15 protein-coding genes are annotated in these 22,437 nt (G+C 38.1%); 7 read left to right on the forward strand and 8 right to left on the reverse strand.

Annotation, left to right across the window (positions count from 1 at the left end; genetic code table 11):
- Positions 1-6: 6 nt before the first annotated feature.
- Positions 7-3,369, reverse strand: a complete 3,363-nt coding sequence (locus tag MKX65_RS10065; RefSeq protein ID WP_340903493.1) for a hypothetical protein — start codon at positions 3,367-3,369, stop codon at positions 7-9.
- A gap of 161 nt (positions 3,370-3,530) precedes the next feature.
- Between MKX65_RS10065 and MKX65_RS10070 the strand changes: the two genes are divergently transcribed.
- A complete protein-coding gene (locus tag MKX65_RS10070) occupies positions 3,531-4,904 on the forward strand; it encodes a dipeptidase (protein WP_160546007.1) in 1,374 nt (457 codons plus the stop codon).
- 20 nt (positions 4,905-4,924) lie between these two features.
- Here MKX65_RS10070 and helD read toward each other — a convergent pair whose 3' ends face one another.
- The 4 genes from helD to MKX65_RS10090 all read right to left on the reverse strand — a co-directional run bounded on the left by helD (position 4,925) and on the right by MKX65_RS10090 (position 10,056).
- Complete coding sequence (helD, locus tag MKX65_RS10075) at positions 4,925-7,213, reverse strand: RNA polymerase recycling motor HelD (protein ID WP_340903497.1); 2,289 nt, start codon at positions 7,211-7,213, stop codon at positions 4,925-4,927.
- A gap of 141 nt (positions 7,214-7,354) precedes the next feature.
- Complete coding sequence (locus MKX65_RS10080; RefSeq protein ID WP_340903498.1) at positions 7,355-8,596, reverse strand: MFS transporter; 1,242 nt, start codon at positions 8,594-8,596, stop codon at positions 7,355-7,357.
- A 124-nt stretch (positions 8,597-8,720) separates the two neighbouring features.
- Complete coding sequence (locus MKX65_RS10085; RefSeq protein ID WP_160546009.1) at positions 8,721-9,674, reverse strand: Gfo/Idh/MocA family oxidoreductase; 954 nt, start codon at positions 9,672-9,674, stop codon at positions 8,721-8,723.
- Positions 9,675-9,819: 145 nt separating this feature from the next.
- Entirely contained in the window at positions 9,820-10,056 is a 237-nt protein-coding gene (locus MKX65_RS10090; protein WP_160546010.1) for a group-specific protein, read from the reverse strand.
- A gap of 117 nt (positions 10,057-10,173) precedes the next feature.
- Here MKX65_RS10090 and MKX65_RS10095 point away from each other — a divergent pair, with 117 nt between their 5' ends.
- A complete protein-coding gene (locus MKX65_RS10095; protein ID WP_340903501.1) occupies positions 10,174-10,785 on the forward strand; it encodes a YczE/YyaS/YitT family protein in 612 nt (203 codons plus the stop codon).
- Positions 10,786-10,803: 18 nt separating this feature from the next.
- Here MKX65_RS10095 and MKX65_RS10100 read toward each other — a convergent pair whose 3' ends face one another.
- Entirely contained in the window at positions 10,804-12,195 is a 1,392-nt protein-coding gene (locus MKX65_RS10100) for a PAS domain S-box protein (protein ID WP_340903502.1), read from the reverse strand.
- A gap of 119 nt (positions 12,196-12,314) precedes the next feature.
- Between MKX65_RS10100 and MKX65_RS10105 the strand changes: the two genes are divergently transcribed.
- Positions 12,315-13,367, forward strand: a complete 1,053-nt coding sequence (locus MKX65_RS10105; protein WP_340903503.1) for a M42 family metallopeptidase — start codon at positions 12,315-12,317, stop codon at positions 13,365-13,367.
- A 42-nt stretch (positions 13,368-13,409) separates the two neighbouring features.
- Complete coding sequence (locus MKX65_RS10110; RefSeq protein ID WP_340906385.1) at positions 13,410-13,613, forward strand: hypothetical protein; 204 nt, start codon at positions 13,410-13,412, stop codon at positions 13,611-13,613.
- 96 nt (positions 13,614-13,709) lie between these two features.
- Here the strand turns inward: MKX65_RS10110 and MKX65_RS10115 are convergent, their stop codons facing one another.
- Positions 13,710-14,483, reverse strand: coding sequence for a C40 family peptidase (locus tag MKX65_RS10115; protein ID WP_340903504.1), 774 nt, complete (start codon positions 14,481-14,483; stop codon positions 13,710-13,712).
- A 165-nt stretch (positions 14,484-14,648) separates the two neighbouring features.
- On the opposite strand from MKX65_RS10115, the gene MKX65_RS10120 reads away from it, so the two are divergent.
- The 3 genes from MKX65_RS10120 (at position 14,649) to MKX65_RS10130 (ending at position 20,280) form a co-directional block, all read left to right on the forward strand.
- Positions 14,649-16,088, forward strand: a complete 1,440-nt coding sequence (locus tag MKX65_RS10120) for a DDE-type integrase/transposase/recombinase (RefSeq protein ID WP_340903366.1) — start codon at positions 14,649-14,651, stop codon at positions 16,086-16,088.
- A 414-nt stretch (positions 16,089-16,502) separates the two neighbouring features.
- A complete protein-coding gene (locus MKX65_RS10125; protein WP_235252829.1) occupies positions 16,503-17,939 on the forward strand; it encodes a DDE-type integrase/transposase/recombinase in 1,437 nt (478 codons plus the stop codon).
- A gap of 685 nt (positions 17,940-18,624) precedes the next feature.
- Positions 18,625-20,280, forward strand: coding sequence for a glutamine--tRNA ligase/YqeY domain fusion protein (locus MKX65_RS10130; RefSeq protein ID WP_160546015.1), 1,656 nt, complete (start codon positions 18,625-18,627; stop codon positions 20,278-20,280).
- A gap of 71 nt (positions 20,281-20,351) precedes the next feature.
- Here MKX65_RS10130 and MKX65_RS10135 read toward each other — a convergent pair whose 3' ends face one another.
- Complete coding sequence (locus MKX65_RS10135) at positions 20,352-22,343, reverse strand: LTA synthase family protein (protein ID WP_340903506.1); 1,992 nt, start codon at positions 22,341-22,343, stop codon at positions 20,352-20,354.
- Positions 22,344-22,437: the final 94 nt, after the last annotated feature.

The raw sequence follows: 22,437 nt of genomic DNA on the forward strand, positions 1-22,437 counted from the left end.
CAATTTTTATTTCCACGTCTTTAGTCGCAACAGAACCTTTCTTCTGATCTCTTCTAGCTTCGGTATCTCTCCTTTTGCCCGCTTTTGTTTATTCCATTCGTTATAGCTAGCCACTGAGATTAACAAGGATCCGGCTAGTAGCAAGTATGCCCACCATGGGAGATTGCCCCAATATGGTCTTGTTTGTAAGACGACATTGAGTAGCAGGACACCTGAGCCTACAAAGAAATACGATTTGATTCGAAGTATCGTTCCAGTCAATATCGACAGAAGTGAAAGTGTACCGACGATAATCGCATCATATACAGTATTGCTCTGTAAACCATCTTGAACGAGTAATAATGCAACTCCGATCAATATTCCCCATTGAATTCTTTGAATCAGTGTAGAATATGCACCCTTCAAACAACGCTCCAAATAAATTCCTAATACGATGAAAGGTAAAACATATAACTCCCTCTCGAACAAGGCAGGGATCGTGAGTAGATCAAGCACTTGATAATAAGGCTCTAGTAAATAACTACCTGCTAAAAATTTTGGAATCCAAGCTAGCTTTGGACTAACCCGCGGTTGCTGCATCCACAAAAATATACATATTAGGATACCAGGCAAGATTCCCAAAAGAATCCCTACTGGTTCCACCGTATACAGGAATAATACATACAGAAAAGCTGTGACCGTATAGGCATCACAATAGCGAAATGGCATGTGAGCATTTAACAAGGTTAGTCCTTTATAAATCTTTTTACCCGCAAAAAGAGACAATAAACCGAGACCGGCGAAAAGAACCATTGTACCCTCCGTATCAAGTAAGGTTGAAACATAGGAAAACTGAATGCTCCCTGCTAGCATAACCATTAATGGAAGTATGACAAGGAAATCCCATTTTTGTTGATGTAAAAGGAACAAGACTCCCACGCCATAAAGCAGCAGACAAAGATACATGGATCCTCCAAATGGATACGATGTTAGCATGGAGAGCATTCCGATCATTGAAAATGGAATAAGAAAAAGGGTGGATCTCTCCTTCCATACTTTAGTGCTAACTCCCCACCAAATCGCTAAAACGATACTTGTCACGAAAAACGAGTATTCACTCCAGCCTGATTCAATAAGATATAAACTGATAGCAACAAATAAACTTATATAACAGCCGTAAAGGAGGGTTTTTAGGATCCATTCTTTGCTAACAAGCTTAACACTCAAACCATACAGTAAAGTCGCAATCACAAAGCTCCATATGCCATCATTATTAAAAGCAAAGAATGTTAATAGCAAGGCTGCTGGTAAATAAACATGAGCTGTATATAAGAAACTGGTAGACAGTTCCATTTCGTGTCTTCGTAATACATAGCTTACTATGATTAAAATCGCTCCACCGATTACCCATTGCTCCTCCTCTAGCCATAAAGGAAAACGAGAGCTTTCATGAATCGCATAAACAAGAGTGATATAGGAAATGAGCGAACAAAGAGTCACATAATAGGTGACGGTCTTCTGCTTTGTCTGTTGATAAAGAAGATATGAGATAGCCATTCCACCAGAGAGAATAAAGACTCTGATAAAATCATTAACTGGCAAACTAAATGAATAAAGAATTCCTATCAAATAGAAGGCTTGTGATATAAAAAAGGCTGGTCTCTTTGTCTTCTCGATCAAGAGAAGAAGTACGCTTCCTGCGATAAAATTAAGGGCAGGCCCCACTTCTTCCTTACTCCAGTCGAACCATTCCTTACCTTCCTCAAACATGGCAGCTGTACTTAACCCATAACAAATAGGAATGACCCAAGTAATCATTTCCAGATAAAACGAGCGTTCCTCCACTTTTCTTCCAAGGATAAAGCATAGAGCTAATAACCCAAACATCACGCCTGTTTCCCACCAATCATACATGAGCCAAGACGGAAGAAGTGGTAAAACCATGACCCCCATCCCCACATCTCTAGAGCTTTGGCGAATGAGCGATGGTACCGTAACACCAAAAACAACGAAGAGGAAGAACCCGATAAAAAACAATGGCAGAAAGGAATCAAACAGAGCAACCTTATTTACAAGCATCATTAATTCAAATAAAGCCGCAACTAAAAAACTTGAAGTTACATACGTAAACCACTGCTTTTTTTCAGAAAGAGCTAAGTAATAAAAATTACCGGCAAGAATCAAATAAGAAATCATCATCACCATTGTGGGATCTCCTAAGTTGACGAGGAAGGCTTTGGCGGATATATATACAAATGCAATAAGCGATACCACCGCACTTGTCAGTGAGAAGATTTTCTTCCAATCCACTCCTCCTTGTAAAAATAGAGGCATGCCTAGTAGAAACGACCCTACCAATGCATACATGATTGGTCCAACTGTTAGAAGAATCGAGTTCTCGACAAGCTGATACAATCCATAAACCAAAAATAAAGTAAAAACAAAATGATAGTTTTTGTGGCCAGTCACAAACACCATTGATAAATATAAAACGGCAGTAAATATAATGTTCATTCCATAGAAGACAGGATGATCAAATAGGAGTAACATAAAAGCCGTCGTCAGTACTAAGCTTGCTTGGAAAAATGGAAGAACCTCTTTCGTAAACCATGTAAAAGAAGGTTTCTTTTTCATATAAAAATGGACGAGTAACAAGCCTGCATGGTACAAAATCATTCCGAAATAAAAACCATCTCTTTGGATAGGAAGTGCCGTCAGAAAAAATGCCGTGCCGATTGTTGTAGCAACTCCCGCAAACCAAACAAATAGACGAGAAGAAATCTTTTTAGCTAATAATAGATAAATGGGTACAAGTATGTAGCCGCTTAGCATTCCTAGAAAGTATCTTCCCTCTCCTGTAAAAGAGAAATAAGAGCCTAATAACTGAAACCAGCCCAGAGATAACAGGAAAATGGGTAAAAATAGGCTTCCTAAGACAGTAAAAGCAAACGCTGTTTGGTTGATGTGAAGGATTCTTTTTGATATATAAGCCATTCCATAGAATAAACATGCAACCAGACCGATGGAACTAGCTTTCATCCAACTAGACATGGTCTCCCAGTTGCTTGTCGCTACATACAATCCACCAATCAGTAACAAAATGACCCCTAAGTTAAGCAACCAAGTGATATTTCTTTCACGTAATTGCTCAGGAGTTTTCTTTTTGTTTTCTCGTACGACTTTCTTTTTTTCTGGTTTGGCATTCACTATGTTAACAGGTGTCGTCTCTTTTTCTTTTAACGTTTCTTTATGGATGCTTATATAGTTGAACTTTTCGTATGCTTCGTATACCTTGTCGTAGATCGCATATGAAATATGTTGCTCTTTTTTTAGCAAATAAAGTTCTTCTCTGAAGATCTGTTTCCTTTGCTCTTTTGTAACAGAATCCATTGTTATATCCTCCTTTTCGTGTAATTTTACACAATTATACTATTTTCACCATATTATATCTACCAATATTATGAAAAATTCGCATGATTTTATTTAAAGGATTTTTCGTTTCGTCTATCGAAATACTAATAAGAACTGTTTTAATTAAAGGAGAATGAGTGATGAACAAAGAGATTTTTGATTATTTAGCTTCCAACCGAAGCAAGCATTTAGAAGAGCTTACCAAGTATTTGGCTATACCAAGTATTAGCTCCCTTCCTGAGCATAAACAAGATGTGAAAAGTGCAGCAAAATGGACGGCAAAAGCGCTACAGGATGCTGGAATGGAAAACGTAAAAGTATATGAAACGAAGGGCCATCCTGTTGTGTATGGTGATTGGTTAAAGCAAGAAGGAAAGCCAACTGTACTCGTATATGGCCATTATGATGTTCAGCCGGTTGATCCGCTTGAACTTTGGGATACTCCCCCATTTGAAGCCAATATTCGTGACCACAAAATTTACGCTCGAGGGGCAAGCGATGATAAAGGTCAAGTGTTTATGCATATAAAAGCAGTGGAGGCGATCTTACGAACAACTGGAAGCCTTCCTGTGAATTTCAAGTTTTGTATCGAAGGAGAAGAAGAAATTGGAAGTCCTACTCTTCCTCAGTTTGTTGAAGAGAATAAGAAGTTGTTGGCTGCTGATGTGATAGTGATTTCAGACACCGGCATGCAAGGGCCTGGAAAACCTGCCATTTGTTATGGACTACGCGGTTTATGCGGACTTCAGATCGATGTAACTGGTGCAAATAGTGATCTTCATTCAGGACTTTACGGAGGTGCGGTGCAGAATTCGATTCATGCATTAGTAGAGATTGTGAATTCCTTCCACAGTCCTGACGGAAAAGTGTTAGTTGAAGGTTTCTATGATAGTGTTCAAGAGATTACACCAGAAGAACGAGAAGCATTTGCAGCACTTGGTGACATAGACGAGGAACTAAAGGAACAATTAGGAGTTTCTGAACTGCATGGAGAACCTGGATTTACCGCCCGAGAACGTACCTACGTGCGACCTACCTTAGAAGTGAACGGCATTTACGGAGGCTTTCAAGGAGAGGGCATAAAAACGGTCATTCCTGCTAAGGCCTCTGCGAAAATTACCTGTCGTTTGGTTCCTAATCAAGATCCAGCTGAAATTGCCGATCTTTTAACCAAGCATATTTACGCGAATGTACCCGCGGGTGTGACGGTAAATGTGTCCTTATTTGATCAAGGTCATCCGTATGTGACTCCTCTCGAGCATCCAGCCATCCAAGCAGCTGGCAGGGCATACGAAGCCATTTACAGAGTTCCTACTGCTTATACTCGTGGAGGTGGGTCGATTCCAATCGTTGCCGCTTTTGATCAATTATTAGGACTACCAGTGGTCTTGATGGGCTTTGGATTATCTACGGAAAACTTCCACGCTCCGAACGAGCATTTCCACCTTGAGAACTTTGACAAAGGACTTGAGACACTGTGCACGTACTGGTATGAGCTTGCAGAATCGTTATAACAATCGAAAAAACAGGCAGCCTATTTGTGGGCTGCCTGTAGTTTTTCCATACTATTTTTTAAAAGCATAGACGGTTCTCCTAGGGACAGTATGTGAAGCTCGTGCATCGCTCTTGTACAAGCGGTATAAAAGAGTCTTCGTTCGTTTTCTCTAAAGTACGTATGTTGAGACGCATCGTGAATAATAACTGCATCAAACTCGATGCCCTTTGCCAAATACGCTGGGATAACGGTAATCCCTTTTTCAAAGGAGACGGTTCCCTTTTCTACCAGGTGAACATCGCGACCGGTTTTTAAGGAAGCATAGACCGTTGCACTTTCTTTCGCTGTTTTACAAATAACTGCAATCGTTTCATGCCCTGCCTCAACCAGTTGGTCAAGAAGGCTTTGTAACCCCTGTTTATGACTTTCCTTCTTCTTGTAAATCGTTAGAGTTGGTTTCTCTCCATCCCTGTTAAATGGTTCGATCATTTCGCCGTTTGGCAATAAACCTTTTGTAAATTCAACAATCGGTCTGGTTGAGCGATAGCTCTTTGTTAAAGTAATCGTTTCTTTATCTTTCACTTCTTCTCCTAGCAAAATGGAGCTTGTGTCATCTGTATGTGCATAAATCCCTTGATTGATATCACCAAGTAAGGTGATTTTGCTTACGGGAAACAATTCACGAATATACGCAAATTGAAATGGTGAATAGTCCTGTGCCTCATCAATAAAGACATGCTTAATGGAAAGCCTTGATTTGCTCCCCTCGATCTTCTCTTTTAAATAGACAAATGGGGTCGCATCTTCATAGGTTAAAAATCCCTCTTCTAATTGCCTTAAGCTTAGTCCAACGACCTCTTCCCATTCTCCAGACAAAGTGAAGAATAGGTTTCGGTATATTTCTTCATAATTAATGAACTGATATCTTTTAATTTTTTTGATGAGAGGTTTAAAGTATCTAGCAACGACTACACTTGATAAAAATTTCTCTTCTACATCAAAATCTTGAAATCCGTCATTCTCTTTTTTCTGAATTTTTTTGAAGCTTTCCAAATAATCTTCTTTATCTAGAAACTGAATTTCTTCCTTTACCCAGTCTTTCTTTGCTTCTGCGCGTTTGTGTCTACGAATTTCTTTTAATAACCATTCTTTTAGGTCTTCCATCCGACTTGGGATACTTGCTTGTTTATCTAGACGATAAAACTTTTCTGTTATGTCTTCAGCTGACAAAAGAACTTTCCCTTTGAAAACGATCGGGTGAAACTGAAGGCCGGAATGGTTTAATTTTTGAATATAGTCATCAAGAATATTTTTATAATCAAGACTCGACTTTAACTTAATACTCTTCATTCGTAGCTCGTACGAACTGATTTGCTCAGAGGACAGAAGGCTTTCTAATTGCATAAAAGAATCCTCGAGCTCAAGCCTTGCACCTACTCTTGATGAAAGAAATTCTAAAAACGTACTTTGCTGCATGTTCTCTTCACCAAGCTCTGGTAAAACCGTGGACACATAGCTATTGAATAATGGATTAGGTGAAAACAGCATAATGTTTTGAGAGGTGATTTTCCCGCGATATCGGTAAAGTAAATAGGCTACACGCTGTAAGGCTGCGGATGTTTTTCCACTTCCAGCAACACCTTGAACAATTAATAGTTTGCTTTTTTCATCTCGAATGATTCGATTTTGTTCTTTTTGAATCGTTGCAACAATACTTTTCATTTGTGAATTCGCATTATTTCCTAATACTTCCTGTAACATTTCGTCGCCAATTGTAATCCCGGTATCGAACATACCTTGAATCACGCTATGGCGAATTAGAAATTGACGCTTTAACTCAATGACTCCTTCAATCGTCCCCTCTGGAGTAGTATATTTTGCCTCTCCGGGGGAGTAATCATAATAAAGGCTGGATATGGGTGCTCTCCAATCAAATATCAGAAAGTTTTCATCTTTTTCATCCATCAATGAACTAATTCCTATGTAAATAGATTCGGTAGATGGTTCGTTATTTTCTAAAAAGTCTACGCGACCAAAATAAGGCGAATTTTTTAACCGAAACAAGGTATTGATTTGTTTATCGAGCTGACTTTGGCTTCTTTCCCTTTCCAATAGAAGCTGGGCTTGTTGTTTGATGCTTGAGAAGGTTTCTGCTAAATCATCTGCTTCATCCGTATTCACTGTTACGTCATTCCAGAAGTTTTGCCTAATTTCGAGTGCATCTCCACCGACTTTCTCAAGATGCTTAAAGATTTTGTTTGATTTATGATTAATTATTTTTATGATCTCATTAACTCTTTTCTGCTCAAGTTCTCGTTCCCTTTCCACAAGCGATTCCCCCTCCAACTATCTGCATGCAGTATTTCTTATGAAAGAAAATAGTCACCCTCGGATGAAGATGACTTGTTAACTTATTTTTCGACTTCTTTTTGTTAGTATAGACCGAAAAGAGTCATTCTAGAACAATGGTTAGTTAGACGGAATAAGCGTATTTTGCTTGAATTTTTCTTTTTTCATGAAAACGTAAAGCGCTAAGAAAAGAAAAGCATTAAGTCCACGCAATATAGTTGCTGTTGTCATGGCCATGTCCATAGATGTGGTTTCAAGTAAATATACCCCAAACTGAGGAGCAATAAAAGCTACAAATGCTAATAACACATTGTAATGTGAGATGCATAAGCTTCGATTGTCTTCTTTTGTGACTTCTAGCAGTTGATTAAATAAAATCAAGACCGTGCCTGAGACGAAAAAACCGGACAACCCGTTCACAATTAATAAGTATACGAGATTGGTAGACAAAACGTTTAAAATGGGGGCAGTTGCCATTCCAACCGAGACAAGAATCATCATTTTCGCATTGCTATGCTTGTCTGCCATTCTTCCCCACCATTTAAAGCTGACAATTTGTGCGACTTGATTGGCAACAGCAAATAAGCTAATCCATAGACCTGTTGCCATGGCATATTTTATCTGGTAAATGCTAAAAAGTGACCAGGCCATTTGCCAGGCAAAATTAAAGAATAATCCACAAACTAAGAAATATAAAAATGGCTTGTGCTTATACACATGAAATCCGAGTCCTTTGCTTTTTGTGACAACTTTCTTTTCTAGCTTGGGCTCCTTATGTTTAAATAAATAATACACTTCCACTAAACCAAATAAAAAGGCCAGAAAAAATAATACTTGATATGGCAATGGATTGGAAGGATGAAAATACTGTAATGATAGTCCGATAATAAACGTTGAAATCATCCCTACAATTGTTAAAATACGATTGCGGTTACTAAAGAAATTACTTCTCCGTGACTCTGGAATCAAATCTCCGATAAAAGATTGCCAGCTTACGAGAGCAAACGAGCCTGGGAAATTCATTAAGCCAACTAGTATGACAAAAACCCAGCTTTTATAGTCACCTGGAATATATATGACAAATGTCATTAATATAAGAAATAATCTAGTAAAGAGAATGGATAAGGCGGTAAACTTCTTTTTCTCATTTAATCGCCCTAATAGGATAGAGCCTGCAACCATCGCAAACATACCGATAAATTGAGGAAGGGAATTCATAAGGCCGATCTGATAATTGCTTGCACCTAAGGCGCTGATAGCAAATAAAGTGAAGTAATTATTCGTAATGTTTGTGACGATCGTTGAAGCGATTCCATTTTGAATGCTAAGCTTTTCATTATACTCATATGAAGAAGGTTTCATACACTCAGCTTCTTTCTTTTTCCATTTTCACTATTCAAAAGTTATCATACTCCCAATCGGTTTCTCCCTGCAATAGGAATCTTTCGAATACCGAAAAAAGACACCCTGCAAGGTGTCTTTTGTGCTATTTTTTTAACATTTTTTCTAACACTTGTTGGACTTGGTAGCCTTGTTCGAATGTTACTATTTTAGCTTCTTTTCCTTCAATAGCATTAAGAATCTCCATAACAATATCATGCTGCTCGGTTCTTTCAATCGGCAGAACGGATGTCTGTTTATCTGGGGAACTCATACAAAGTTGGCTCCAATTTGTTAAATCAAGCGTCCCCTTCTCTCCAAACACTTTAAACGAGAGATGTTCCTTCTGGCCAATTCCGCTTACTCCGTTAAATAATACGGTTACGCCGTTTTGTAGCTTCATATGTGTGACAAATGCAGTTTCACACAAAGACTCGTTTTCAGGATAATCGACAAAAGATGTTACGTCATGTAGTTCACCTAGCATATCGTGAATCATGTGAATATAGTGTGGTGCAACTTCCCTTATAAAGCCGCCTTGCTCTCGGCTAGAAATCCAATTATTTTTCTGCCAGGCACGTGGCCACTCGGTAAAATGTAAATGAACCTCTACCCTTTTTACCTCTCCGATTTCCCCAGTTAACACTTTATCTTTAAATAATTGATATACATTTGTATACACCATTGGAAAATTCATCGCATGTGTAACCCGAGCTTCTCTTGCTGCTTCCATCATTTCGATGGCTTCATTTAATGAATTGGCTAAAGGCTTTTCACATAAAACATGCTTTTTTTGTTTTAAAACGTATAAAACAATTTCATGATGATATTTGGGAGGGACAGCAATATATACCAAATCAATCTCATTTTTCTGTAACATGTCTATATAATCCGTGTGGAGAGAAACGTCTTCCAATTCTTCTTTGAGCGCTTGTAATTTTTCAGCATTCTGATCACAAACAGCAACAAGCTCTACACCTGAATGGTACTGGAACTTTCGCAGTACACGTTCTCCAATTGCACCAATTCCAATCATCGCTACCTTTACTTCTTTTTTCATGTCGCCCCCCCATTCTTTAAACATTATATTCATTATAGCTTCTCTTTTTGATTTTTGAAATTTTGATTTTTCTTTCTATACGAGTAGACGATACAACAGGTTTGTCCTGTTACAAAAAAAGCGAACTTGAAGTCCGCTTCCTTTTTTATACATTATGTAAAACCATATACAACCTTTTATTTCTTTGTTCTCTCTCTTCCTCTGAAGAAAGATCGTATTTTTTTAACAAATGAAACACATCATTTAAGATGTCCTGAGTATGTTCATGGGTGAAAAATGCTTCAAAAGAAGAAATCATGTCTAAAGGTAAATACTCTTTTTGCGATTCGTATTTGTTTCGAACGTCTTCAACGGGATGATTAAGTTTGCATTTGTTTTCCAAAATAACTACCTCCAGTATTTATGCCTACTCTATAACATTTATCGTACAATTGGCAAGTTGTATGTTCATTCTTTGTGTGGAGATAATAGTCTGTATTAGTTCAAAAAGGAGCAGCTTATGAAGAACAGAATGGTATTTTTTCTTATCGGAATCCTGATACTTACCTTCGGTGTGTGCCTGATTATTCAAGCAGGTCTTGGTGCAGGGGCATGGGATGCACTGGCGATTGGAGAAGCACGTGTATTTGGCCTTAGCATGGGTACATGTGTATTAATTAATGGTATTATCCTAATTATTATTAATTCCATTCTTCAAAAGAAGAAGCCAGAATATTTAGCAGGTTTAACGATTTTATCGATTGGTTTATTAATTGACTTTTGGTTTTTTGTTTTATTTAATCACTATCATCCAGGTTCACTTTTATTGAAGGTCATCTCGCTTATTTTCGGGATTCTCATATTGGGTCTTGGAATATCGATTTATCTACAAGCCAAGCTACCATCAAGTCCCATGGATGTATTAATGGTTGCGATTCATGAGCGCTTTGGTTTGTCACTTGGGTTAGCGAGGGTGATCGCCGAGGGTTCAGCATTTATTCTTGCCCTTCTATTCAAGGGAGAAATTGGAGTAGGGACGATTATTGTCACGTTAACTCTCGGGTATGTGGTTCAGCATTTGCACCCATATTTTGAACAACTTTATAAGAAAAAAATGAGAGCTCACAGCTGATGAGTTCTCATTTTTTAGTTATGCCTCTTTTTCAACATATGGAAACGAAATAGTAACCGTCGTTCCCTCTCCTTCTTTACTCTCAAAGCTAATAGAACCATCATGATTTTCTATGATATTGTAGCTAGTCATCAACCCTAATCCTGTTCCTTTTTCCTTTGTAGAGTAGAAGGGTTCTCCAATAAGTTTGATCCGTTCATCTGGCATTCCACATCCGTTGTCATTGATATGTACACAAAGTACCTCTCCCCCTTCTTCAAGGTTCACCATGATTCGTCCCTTTTCCTCGATGGCGTCTAGGGCATTTTGTAACACGTTGTAGAATACTTGTTTTAGGGAGTTGCTATCGCCATTAATTTTTTTATTTGATTCTCCATTTTTTTGAAAAAGAATTTCCTTGTTGGCTAAAAATGCCTGTGGTGTGAAAATCTGAATCACCTGTTCTAAAAGTTCATTTACACAAATCGCTTCCTTCTTTCTTTCCGTTGGTTTTGCAAGAGATAGAAATTCAGAAAGAATGGATTCAATCCGACTGATTTCATTTAATATGATAGCTGAATAATGAGATGAAACCTCTGCCCCTGAGTTCAGTAACTGAATAAACCCTTTGATGGGGGTTAAAGGGTTACGAATTTCGTGGGCAACGGCAGCAGCCATTTGGCCCACAACAGCTAATTTTTCCGACTTTCTTAGGAGCTCGTCGGTCTCCTTCCTTTTTTGAATATTACGTGTGACGGTAATAAATTGCGACATGGAATGGCATTCATCATCAATGACTTTTTTTATAGCTGTTTCCATCCATATATACGAACCATTTTTCTTTTTTGCTCGAAAAGCAATCGTTTGTTCTTCTAGCGTAACGAAGTCTTGGTCCTCAGGATGAACGAGTTTCGGTGAATAACAGCCAATTAGTTCTTCAGGCTCGTAACCAAGCTCTCCTTTGATGGACGGACTAATATACAGAATGTGACCATGAGAGTCATGTAGACAAATAATATCAGAGCTGTTTTCTGCGAGCAGTCGATATTTTTGTTCGCTTTGTCTTAATCCCTCATAAACTTTAGTGAATTCAGTTAAATCATAAATTTGTGCGAGGAAGAACTTTTTCTTTGTTTTTTGGTCTCGGATCGTACAAACCTTTAATCTGCCTGTTTTGATTTGTCCATTTTTATGAATATAGCGCTTAACCATTTCGTATTCTTTGATAATCCCATTATGTAACCTTTGAAATTGACGAAAATCCTGTAGAAAATCATCGGGATGTGAAATACTTTCAATCGTTAGCGAATCACACTCTTCTTTGGTATAACCAAGAAACTGGAAAAATGCGTTGTTCATTTCAATGTATGTTAAATCAGGTTCTATGACCACCTGTGGGAGTGTCGATTGATGAAAAATGTCTCTGAACATCATTTCCCTCCTTTGTTTACTGTTTTTATCTATATCCAAATTTATCCTTTTGTAAAACTCGCCGCTGTATTTTTTTAGGTATGAATGCTACTATTTAGTTTAAAAAGGAGGAATCATGCATGACATACATAGATAAGAATGAAACACTAGATTTATTAACCGAGTTAGTCTCCATTCCAAGTCCTTCAGGCAACACAAATGATGTGATTACCTTTGTAGAGAAGTTTTTAGAGGAAATTGGAGTGGAAACAAAAAGAAATCGCAAAGGAGGCTTACTAGCTACAATTAAGGGGCGTGTAGATAGTCATCACAGAATGCTGACTGCACATGTGGACACATTAGGGGCAATGGTGAAGGAAATAAAGTCAAACGGTCGTTTGAAGATCGATTTAATTGGTGGCTTTCAATATAACACCATTGAGGGTGAGTATTGCCAAATTGAAACAAGTAGTGGAAAGAGATTTACGGGAACCATTTTAATGCGACAAACGTCTGTTCACGTTTACAAGGATGCAGGTAAAGCGGAAAGAAATCAAGAAAATATGGAAGTCCGAATAGATGAGGTTGTGAAAAATAAAGAGGAGGTTAAGAAACTAGGCATTGAGGTGGGAGATTTTGTATCCTTCGACCCTCGCGTGGAGCGAACAGAAAGTGGCTTTATCAAGTCACGGCATCTTGATGATAAAGCAAGTGTAGCTATTTTATTACAATTGATAAAAACGATTAAGCAACAATCGATTGAACTTCCATATACAACACATTTTCTCATATCTAATAATGAAGAAATCGGTTATGGTGGCAACTCCAATATCACACCCGAAACCATCGAGTATTTGGCAGTAGATATGGGTGCCATGGGCGATGGTCAATCAACAGATGAATATACGGTTTCGATTTGTGTAAAGGATGCAAGCGGTCCGTACCATTATGAACTTCGAAAACATTTGGTACGTTTAGCTGAAGAAAATAATATTGAATATAAGCTCGATATTTACCCATATTACGGTTCAGATGCTTCTGCTGCGATTCGGTCTGGGCACGATATCGTCCATGGGTTAATCGGGCCAGGCATCGATTCTTCTCATGCGTTTGAGCGTACTCATGAGTCTTCCATTGAGAATACTGGAAAGCTTTTGTATCATTATATTCAATCTCAAATGGTGCAATCATAAGTAGCAAGCTCTCACCTTCTTATCAGAATAGATGTCTACTAAATGAACATACTATCCTTTGAGGTGAGTCACTTGAAAGAAGAAGAGATGACAAGTAGTGAATCGGAAATAAGAAGAGCAAGCAAACGAGGTGCGGTTGAAGATATCATACATGTGGCATCAGCTGAAGATGGTCATGATCTGCGTGTCTCCAACCGGTTTGGAGCCAACTTAAAACAAGAAATCAACGATAGCGAAAACATGTAGTTTCAGAGCGAAATAGGCCTGTGAATAAATAAAAACCCGTCCACCCAGTTATGATGATCATGAACTATGTGGACAGGTTCTTTTGCTTTTACAGTTTTAAAAAGTAGTACGTGCTCCTAGGTAACGTGATTTCCAGTAAGTGTTGTTCATATCAGAAATCGTTACGCCTTGAGAAGAACTTGCATGGATAAACTGATTGTTCCCAAGATAAATACCTGCATGAGACGGACCTGCTTTATACGTTGTAAAGAAAACTAAGTCCCCTACTCTTGGTGCAGATACAGACTTGGTTGCTCCCCAAATGGTCTCCACTGTTCGAGGAATAGAAACGCCTACTTTTGCAAATACATAATTTAAATAACCGCTACAATCGAATCCAGATGGTGTGCTCCCGCCCCAAACATAAGGAACACCGATATACTTTTTAGATTCAGCAATTAAAGAATTAATCGTTGAAGTTGAAGTTGTTGTTGGCGCTGGTGCTGTCCCAGATAGTTTTAATACTTGTCCAACATACAATGTATTGGTTGTTAATTTGTTTAAAGATTTTAACTGATCAACAGTCATTCCATTTCTTGTTGAAATTCCCCAAAGTGTTTCACCAGCTTTTACTGTGTACGTAGATGAAGAAGTTGTTGTGTGTGTGTGTGGTGCAAGTAATGTTAATGTTTGTCCAACATATATGCTAGAAGTAGAAAGCTTGTTCCACTCCATAATTTGCGAGACTGATAGATTATTGTTTAATGCAATTCGATAGAGAGTATCTCCAGAAGAAACTTTATGTGTTTTTTCATGTGCACTCGCTGTAGCGTTGAAGGATGTGAAAAGTAAACCTGCTGTTACTGCGGCTGCAAATAGTTGTTTTTTCATGTATTCCCTCCTGTTAGCTCTTGCGTATTGTCAAAACTTTTATAGTAAATAGGTTATTAAATCCTATCTAAGAGGGCTTTATAAGCAAAAAAATTGCCACCCCCTGAATTCTAAGGATAATTGAGGTTACGACACTCTCAACAACCTAGAAAAGGAAGTGACAATTTGTACCCTCAAATTATAACCTATTTATTAACTTTTATAAACTATCAAGAACAACTCATTCGAACATTGCTTACTTTATTGATTGGTAAGAGTATGTTTGATAAGCCTACTGAACAGCCCGTAAATAAACCATATCGAAAACTTCAAGTGGACGACCTTCCGGTCATTGAAGTTCTGGAACAGCTTGATTATCGAGTTCTTCTTAGTGAATATCTAGAGAAGAACGGGAAACCACTTAAACCTGTTCAAAGGCGTAAGAATGCAAAAGTTTCCGTACCTAAAGCCATGAACTGTCCAAAGTGTGGTGCTCCATCGGATTATCTTTATGCCAACAATGGAGATAAAGGTCAGTATCAATGCAAGGTGTGTACAGAACTTTTCAGTGAAAAGAACCGTTACTCTAAGGAGGCCATCCTGAAGTGTCCTCATTGTTCCAAGACTCTCGAGAAAATAAAAGAAAGAAAAGATTTTCACGTGTTTAAGTGCAAGAACAATGACTGTTTTTATTATCAAAAGAAGCTCAATGGGATGACTTCAAAAGAAAAGAAAAGGTTCAAAAAGGACCCTCAAGCATTTAAATTGAGATACATTTTCCGTCAGTTTTATATCGATTTCCAGCCGTTATCCAAGGAATCACCAGAACTGCCGGCCGTGGACTTATCAAAGATTTATGCATCCCCACATACATTAGGATTGATCCTAACCTATCATGTAAACTATGGCCTTTCGGCCCGTAAAACAGCTGCGATTATGCAGGACGTACACGGAGTGATGATTTCACATCAGACTGTATTGAACTACGAAAATAGCGTAGCTTTATTACTTAAACCTTATGTGGATCACTATCCCTATGAACTTTCAGACCAATTCTGCGGTGATGAAACGTATATCAGAGTAAACGGTCGATGGCATTATTTATTTTTCTTTTTTGACGCCGTGAAAAAGATTATTCTTTCGTATCCGGTGTCGCCTAATCGAGACACAGCAACAGCCATTCGAGCAATTGATGAGGTCTTAATCAAGATGAAAGAGATTCCAGAAAATCTGACCTTTGTGGTAGACGGGAATCCAATCTATCTTTTAGCCCAACATTTCTTCGCTCAACATGGGATTTCATTCGATGTGAAGCAGGTCATTGGATTAACCAATGAGGACCCTGTTTCGACCGAATATAGACCACTGAAACAAATAATTGAGAGACTTAACCGCACCTTTAAGGGCAATTATCGCTCCACTCATGGATTCGGCTCTGAACATGGTTCCATTTCATACGTCACCTTATTTACGGCCTACTTTAACTTTTTGCGTCCGCATGCCGCCTTAGAAGGAAAAGTGCCCGTAGTGAATCCAGAACTCAAGGGGCTTCCAACAATGCCAGCACGTTGGACAAAGCTCATTGGATTAGCACAACAATGGATAGTAGAGCAAAGACAAGCCTAACTTTTTGTTTAGCTGAGCCCTTAAGCTAATTCAGCAATCGGCGGAGCGAACTCTTGACAAACCGAACTTGCCAATGGTTTAAAATGGAAACAACCAAGGGCTTATTTGGTATGCCTTCTTTTGTTCCCTTCGCCCTTGTTAAACAATCCTCAAACCATTGGCGTGTTTGTCAAGAGCGATTGCGGCGCATCTCCATCCAGTAAATAGGAGAGAAACTAACCCTTTAGGTAGTTTTCATAAATCTTTTGACACTACCGATTCTACCGTATTGTCAAAACTTTTATATTAAAAAAGTTAATAATCCTTGATATAAAGGGGTTTAAATGCAAAAAACTTGCCACCCCCATAGTTTTAGGATAAAAGTGAGGTTACGACACCGAACACTTAATCCCTAAAAGCTAGGAAGTGACAAGTTTGTACCCTCAATTATTAACTTATTTAATGGAATTTATCAAGTATCAAGATCAGGTAATTCGAACATTACTTACCCTGCTTATTGGGAAGGGCATGTTTGAAAAGCCTGAAGAAACTCCTGTAAATAAACCTTACCGTAAACTTCAGGTGGATGATCTTCCGATCATCGAAGCGCTCCAGAAACATGATTATCGTATTCTTCTTACAGAATATCTGGAGAAGAACGGTAAGCATTTAAAACCTGTTCAAAGGCGTTCTAATGTAAAGACAGCGGTGTCTACATCAATGAGTTGCCCAAAGTGCGGTGCTCCATCGGATTATCTCTATGCCAATAATGGAGGCAAAGGACAGTATCAATGTAAGGTGTGTACTTGTGTTTTTAACGAAAAGAGCCGCTATTTGAAAGAGGCTATTTTGAAGTGTCCTCATTGTTCTAAAACACTTGAGAAAGTCAAGGCGCGAAAAGACTTTGACGTGTATAAGTGCAAGAATAATGACTGTTCCTATTACCAAAGAAAACTGAATGGTATGTCTTCAAAAGAGAAGAAACAGTTTAAAAAGGACCCTCAAGCCTTTAAGATTAGATACATTTACCGACAGTTTCGAATTGATTTTCAGCCATTGTCTAAGTCTACTCCACAGAAGCCAAAGGTAGATTTATCAAGGTTATATGTTTCGCCACATACATTAGGGCTCATTTTAACCTACCATGTTAACTATGGCCTTTCGGCCCGTAAAACAGCAGCACTGATGAAAGATGTTCACGGGGTATCTATATCGCATCAAAGCATTTTAAATTACGAGAATGCAGTAGCCCTTACACTTAAGCCTTACGTAGATTACTACCCGTATGAACTTTCTGACCAGTTCTGCGGGGACGAAACCTATATCAGGGTGAACGGCCGTTGGCATTACTTGTTTTTCTTCTTTGATGCGGTGAAAAAGATTATTCTCTCTTACCCAGTGTCACCAAATCGGGATACAGCTACGGCGATCCGTGCGATTGATGATGTCTTAGTGAAGATGAAGGATATTCCTAAAGACCTTACGTTTGTGGTGGACGGCAATCCGATTTATCTTTTAGCTCAACACTTTTTTGCCCAACACGATATTCAGTTCGATATTAAGCAGGTTATCGGGCTTACCAATGAAGATCCTGTATCAACGGAGTATCGACCACTAAAGCAAGTAATTGAAAGACTCAATCGCACATTTAAGGGTAATTATCGCTCAACACACGGGTTCGGATCTGAACACGGCTCTGTTTCTTTCGTCACATTGTTTGTGGCTTACTTTAACTTTTTAAGGCCTCACTCTGCATTAGAAGGTAAGGTGCCCGTGCTTAATCCGGAGTTATCACAGCTCCCGAATATGCCAGCACGATGGTCTAAACTTATTGGTTTAGCACAAGAATGGATCATTGAGCAATCAGCCTAACTTTTTTGTTTAGCAGAGCCCTTGAGTAAATCAGCAATCGGCGAAGCGAACTCTTGACAAACCGAACTTGCCAATGGTTTAAAATGGAAAAAACCAAGGGCTATTTGGCATGCCTTCTTTTTGTCCCCTTCGCCCTTGATAAGGGAATCTCAAACCATTGGCGTGTTTGTCAAGAGCGATTGCGGGTACTTCCAATACAAAAAAGAGAGAAAAACAAACCCTCAGGTTACTTTTTCATAGAAGTTTTGACACTACCAGCTCTTGTTGTTACCTTAATGATAGTTGGTATTTTACTAGAAAGGTATAACTAATAATTGGAGGAAATGTTTTTTACAACCATGTATGGAATTATTAATATATCTTAGAAAAAAGAGCCTTTAATATTTCATGTATATTACAGCATGAAATCCACTGCTGCTTTTGTTTGTGATAGAAATATTACAGCTATATTACAAGATTGAAATTTTTCTGGAAAACTTTTTTAATTTTGGTCAATCTTACTATTAAAAATGGTTGCATGAATGATAATCAAGTTTCCAATAAAATAATTATTGAAATAATTTTCTGAAAACAAGTCTTGACATTATTAATAAATCACTAATAAGGGTTTTTAATTATGTTGCTGATATATTATAATGAAAGACAAATGATATTTAAAACAGTTACATAGAAAGGCTGATTCTGGTTGGAAACTTCAAATTTTATTAAGACAATTATTAAGGAGGATATAGAATCGGGAAAACATAAAGAGATTATTACCCGCTTCCCTCCTGAACCAAACGGATACTTACATATTGGTCATGCAAAATCAATTGTGATTAACTTTGGTTTAGCAGATGAGTTTAATGGACGTACAAATCTACGCTTTGATGATACTAACCCATTGAAAGAAGATCAAGAGTACGTTGATTCTATTAAGGAAGATGTAAAGTGGCTTGGTTTTGAATGGGAAGAGCTTCGATTTGCTTCAGACTACTTCGAAGAAATGTATGATAGAGCCGTATTATTAATTAATAAGGGACTTGCCTATGTGGATGATTTAACCGCAGATGAGATTCGGGAATATCGTGGAACTCTTACGGAGCCTGGGAAAGAAAGTCCATTTAGAACTCGCTCAATTGAAGAGAATCTTGATTTATTTGCTCGTATGCGTAAGGGTGAATTTGAGAACGGTCAGAAGGTGCTTCGTGCAAAAATTGACATGAGTTCACCTAATATTAACCTTCGCGATCCAGTTATTTATCGTGTTTCTCATGCAAGTCATCATAATACGGGTGACAAATGGTGTATCTACCCTATGTACGCTTTTGCACACCCGTTAGAGGATGCAATTGAAGGTGTAACCCACTCATTATGTACAACGGAGTTTGAGGATCAACGTCCGCTGTATAATTGGGTTGTTGAGCAATGTGAAATGGAGAGTCAGCCACAACAAATCGAGTTTGGTCGACTAGGGCTTACGAATACTGTAATGAGTAAGAGAAAACTAAAACAGCTTGTTGACGAAGGTTTTGTAGATGGTTGGGACGATCCTCGGATGCCAACGATATCTGGATTACGAAGAAAAGGTTATACTCCAGAAGCGATTCGTGAGTTTGTAAAAGAAACAGGTATTTCAAAAGGGTCAGGTGTGGTAGATTCTGCTATGCTTGAACATTTTGTTCGTGAAGATCTAAAGTTGAAAGCACCAAGAACGATGGGCGTACTTCGACCGTTAAAAGTTGTTATTACGAATTATCCTGAAGGCCAAGTAGAGATGCTTGATGCGGAGATCAATCCGGAGAATCCTGAAATGGGCATCAGACAAATCCCGTTCTCTAGAGAAATATATATTGAGCAAGATGACTTTATGGAAAATCCTCCAAGTAAATACTTCCGCCTCTTCCCTGGTAATGAAGTGAGACTTAAGCACGCTTACTTTATTAAATGTGAAGAAGTCATCAAGGATGAGGATGGCAATGTTGTTGAAATCCACTGTTCGTATGACCCGGAAACAAAGAGCGGAACGGGCTTTACGGGAAGAAAGGTTAAGGGTACTCTACATTGGGTGGAAGTATCACAAGCGATTCCAGCAGAATTCCGTTTGTATGAGCCTCTGATCTTAGACAACACGGCCGAGGATGAAGAAGAGTCAGAAAACAAAACATTCCTTGATAACGTTAATGAAAATTCATTGCAAAAAATTAACGGATTTATCGAACCAAATATGTCTGATATCAAGGCACATGATAAATACCAATTTTTCCGTCATGGCTATTTTAATGTAGATCCAAAGGATTCCAAGCCATCTCAAATTGTATTTAATCAGATCGTTTCGTTAAAGAGTTCTTTTAAATTATAAAAACATATGGTCAATCTGCTTTTGGGATTGACCATAAAAAAACTGTAAGGGAATATATCCCCTACAGTTTTTTATTGGCTTACTTCTTCATTGGCTGGTACTTCAGACTCTTCAGTTTCATCGGTTTCTATTTCAGTTTCTGTTTTTGTCTCAGCCTCAGCCTTGTTTGTATAGTCATATTCATTAGGATTTACTGGTGTAAAACCATCCGGTGTGTAGAAACGAAGCAAGTCTTTATTTACAATTACGTCAGATGTACGGAGCTTTTCTTCTGTTTGCTCCTTCATACGAGTGATCTCTTCTGTTTCCTCTATGCGCTCTCCAGTTGCTGTATTGTAGAGTCTACCATCAATATAAGTAACAGATTCGCTAATGAAGTTCCCATTACGGAATGGTACAACAGAATCATGCTGTGGTGAAAATAAATCAGTACCAAGCTGTACATATTCCTTCGTACTTACACCAAGTAAGTGTAGAACAGTTGGCATTAAGTCAATTTGGCCACCGTATTGATGCATGGTTCCACCTTCAACACCCGGAATGTGTATGAAAAGTGGTACTCTTTGAAGTTGTGCACTTTCAAATTCATTTACCTCTTTATCAAGAACAATCGACATGGCTTTATTATGGTTTTCTGAAATGCCATAATGGTCACCATACATAACGATCATTGAATTTTCATATAAACCACTTTCCTTCAGATACGTAAAAAATTCGCTTAAAGCTTCATCTAAATAACGTGCGGTTTGGAAATAGTTATCAACCGAAGTGTCTCCAGTTGTATGCTTTTCGATGGTTGCTTCCTCTTGATCCATTGGATACGGGAAGTGGTTCGATAAAGTAATAAATTTAGCATAGAAAGGCTGCGGTACTGATTCTAGCAATGAAACAGATTCCTCGAAGAACGGTTTATCTTTAAGGCCGTAGTTAAGGACATCTTCTTCTTTTGCATTGTAATAGCTTAAATCATAAAACTTATCGAAGCCCAGTCGTTTATAAATTTCATCACGGTTCCAGAATGTACGATTGTTACCATGGAACACCGCTGATGTATAACCTTGTTGTCCAAGAATAGCAGGTGCTGCTTGGTAAGTGTTACGTCCTCTTGTTGAGAATGCAGATCCTTGTGGTAATCCATATAATGAGTTTTCTAACATAAATTCAGCATCAGCTGTTTTCCCTTGACCAGTCTGATGGAAGAAATTATCAAAATAAAACGTATTGGAATCTCTTGTTAAAGAATTCATAAACGGAGTAACTTCTTGTCCGTTTAATTGGTAATCAATTAGGAAATTTTGAACAGACTCTAAATGAATATAGATCACGTTCTTCCCTTTTGCTACCCCAAATAGTTCTGGGTTTGGCTCAGCGTATAGCGCTCTTGTGAAGTTTTGCACTTCCGTAATATCGTCCGTGTCTGCCATTGCACGTTGAGCAGATACACCTGTGCTTTGAATCGCGTCATAAATGGTAAAGTTGTACATACCTAAATATTTAACAATATAATTACGGTCAAATGTTCTTGTTAATAGCTGAGGACGATCTGTCTCAGCAAGTCCAAGATTGACTGCGAAGAAACCAAGACCAGTAAGAAATACTAGAGCAAGTTGTCGTCCTTTTAATTTTCCAACCATCGGTGTTACTCGCTTAGTTAGTAACAGTGTAAACAAAATGATTGTGTCTAGGAAATACAATGAATCCGTTGGTCGAATTAAAGCTAAAATACTTCCTCCAAGATCTGATGCGTTACCTGTTTGAGTTAAGGTTGGCAACGTAATGAAATCGGAGAAAAAGCGGTAATACACAATATTAGCAAACAATAAGAAAGTAAGAAGGAAATTAACTGTCACTAGCATTTTTAGTGATCTTTTCCCTTTAAAAAATAAAGCAAGTCCTAGAAAAAGAATGGCAGAACTAATTGGGTTAATAAATAACAAAAACTTCTGTATTCCATTATCAAGATCTAAATTAAATTCAAATCGATATGCTCCGTAAGTCTTAATCCACAAAAGAATAATTGCCACAAAATAAAACTGTATGTGCGTTAATTTTTTGTTAAGCATATTTAATCACCTCTTCATCATTAAAACCTTAACTATAATAGCTCATTTTTAGTAATTTTCAATATCTTAAATAGTAGCGAGTAACAAACAATAG

The organism is Robertmurraya sp. FSL R5-0851 (assembly GCF_038002965.1).
Classification (GTDB): Bacteria; Bacillota; Bacilli; order Bacillales; family Cytobacillaceae; genus Robertmurraya_A; species Robertmurraya_A beringensis.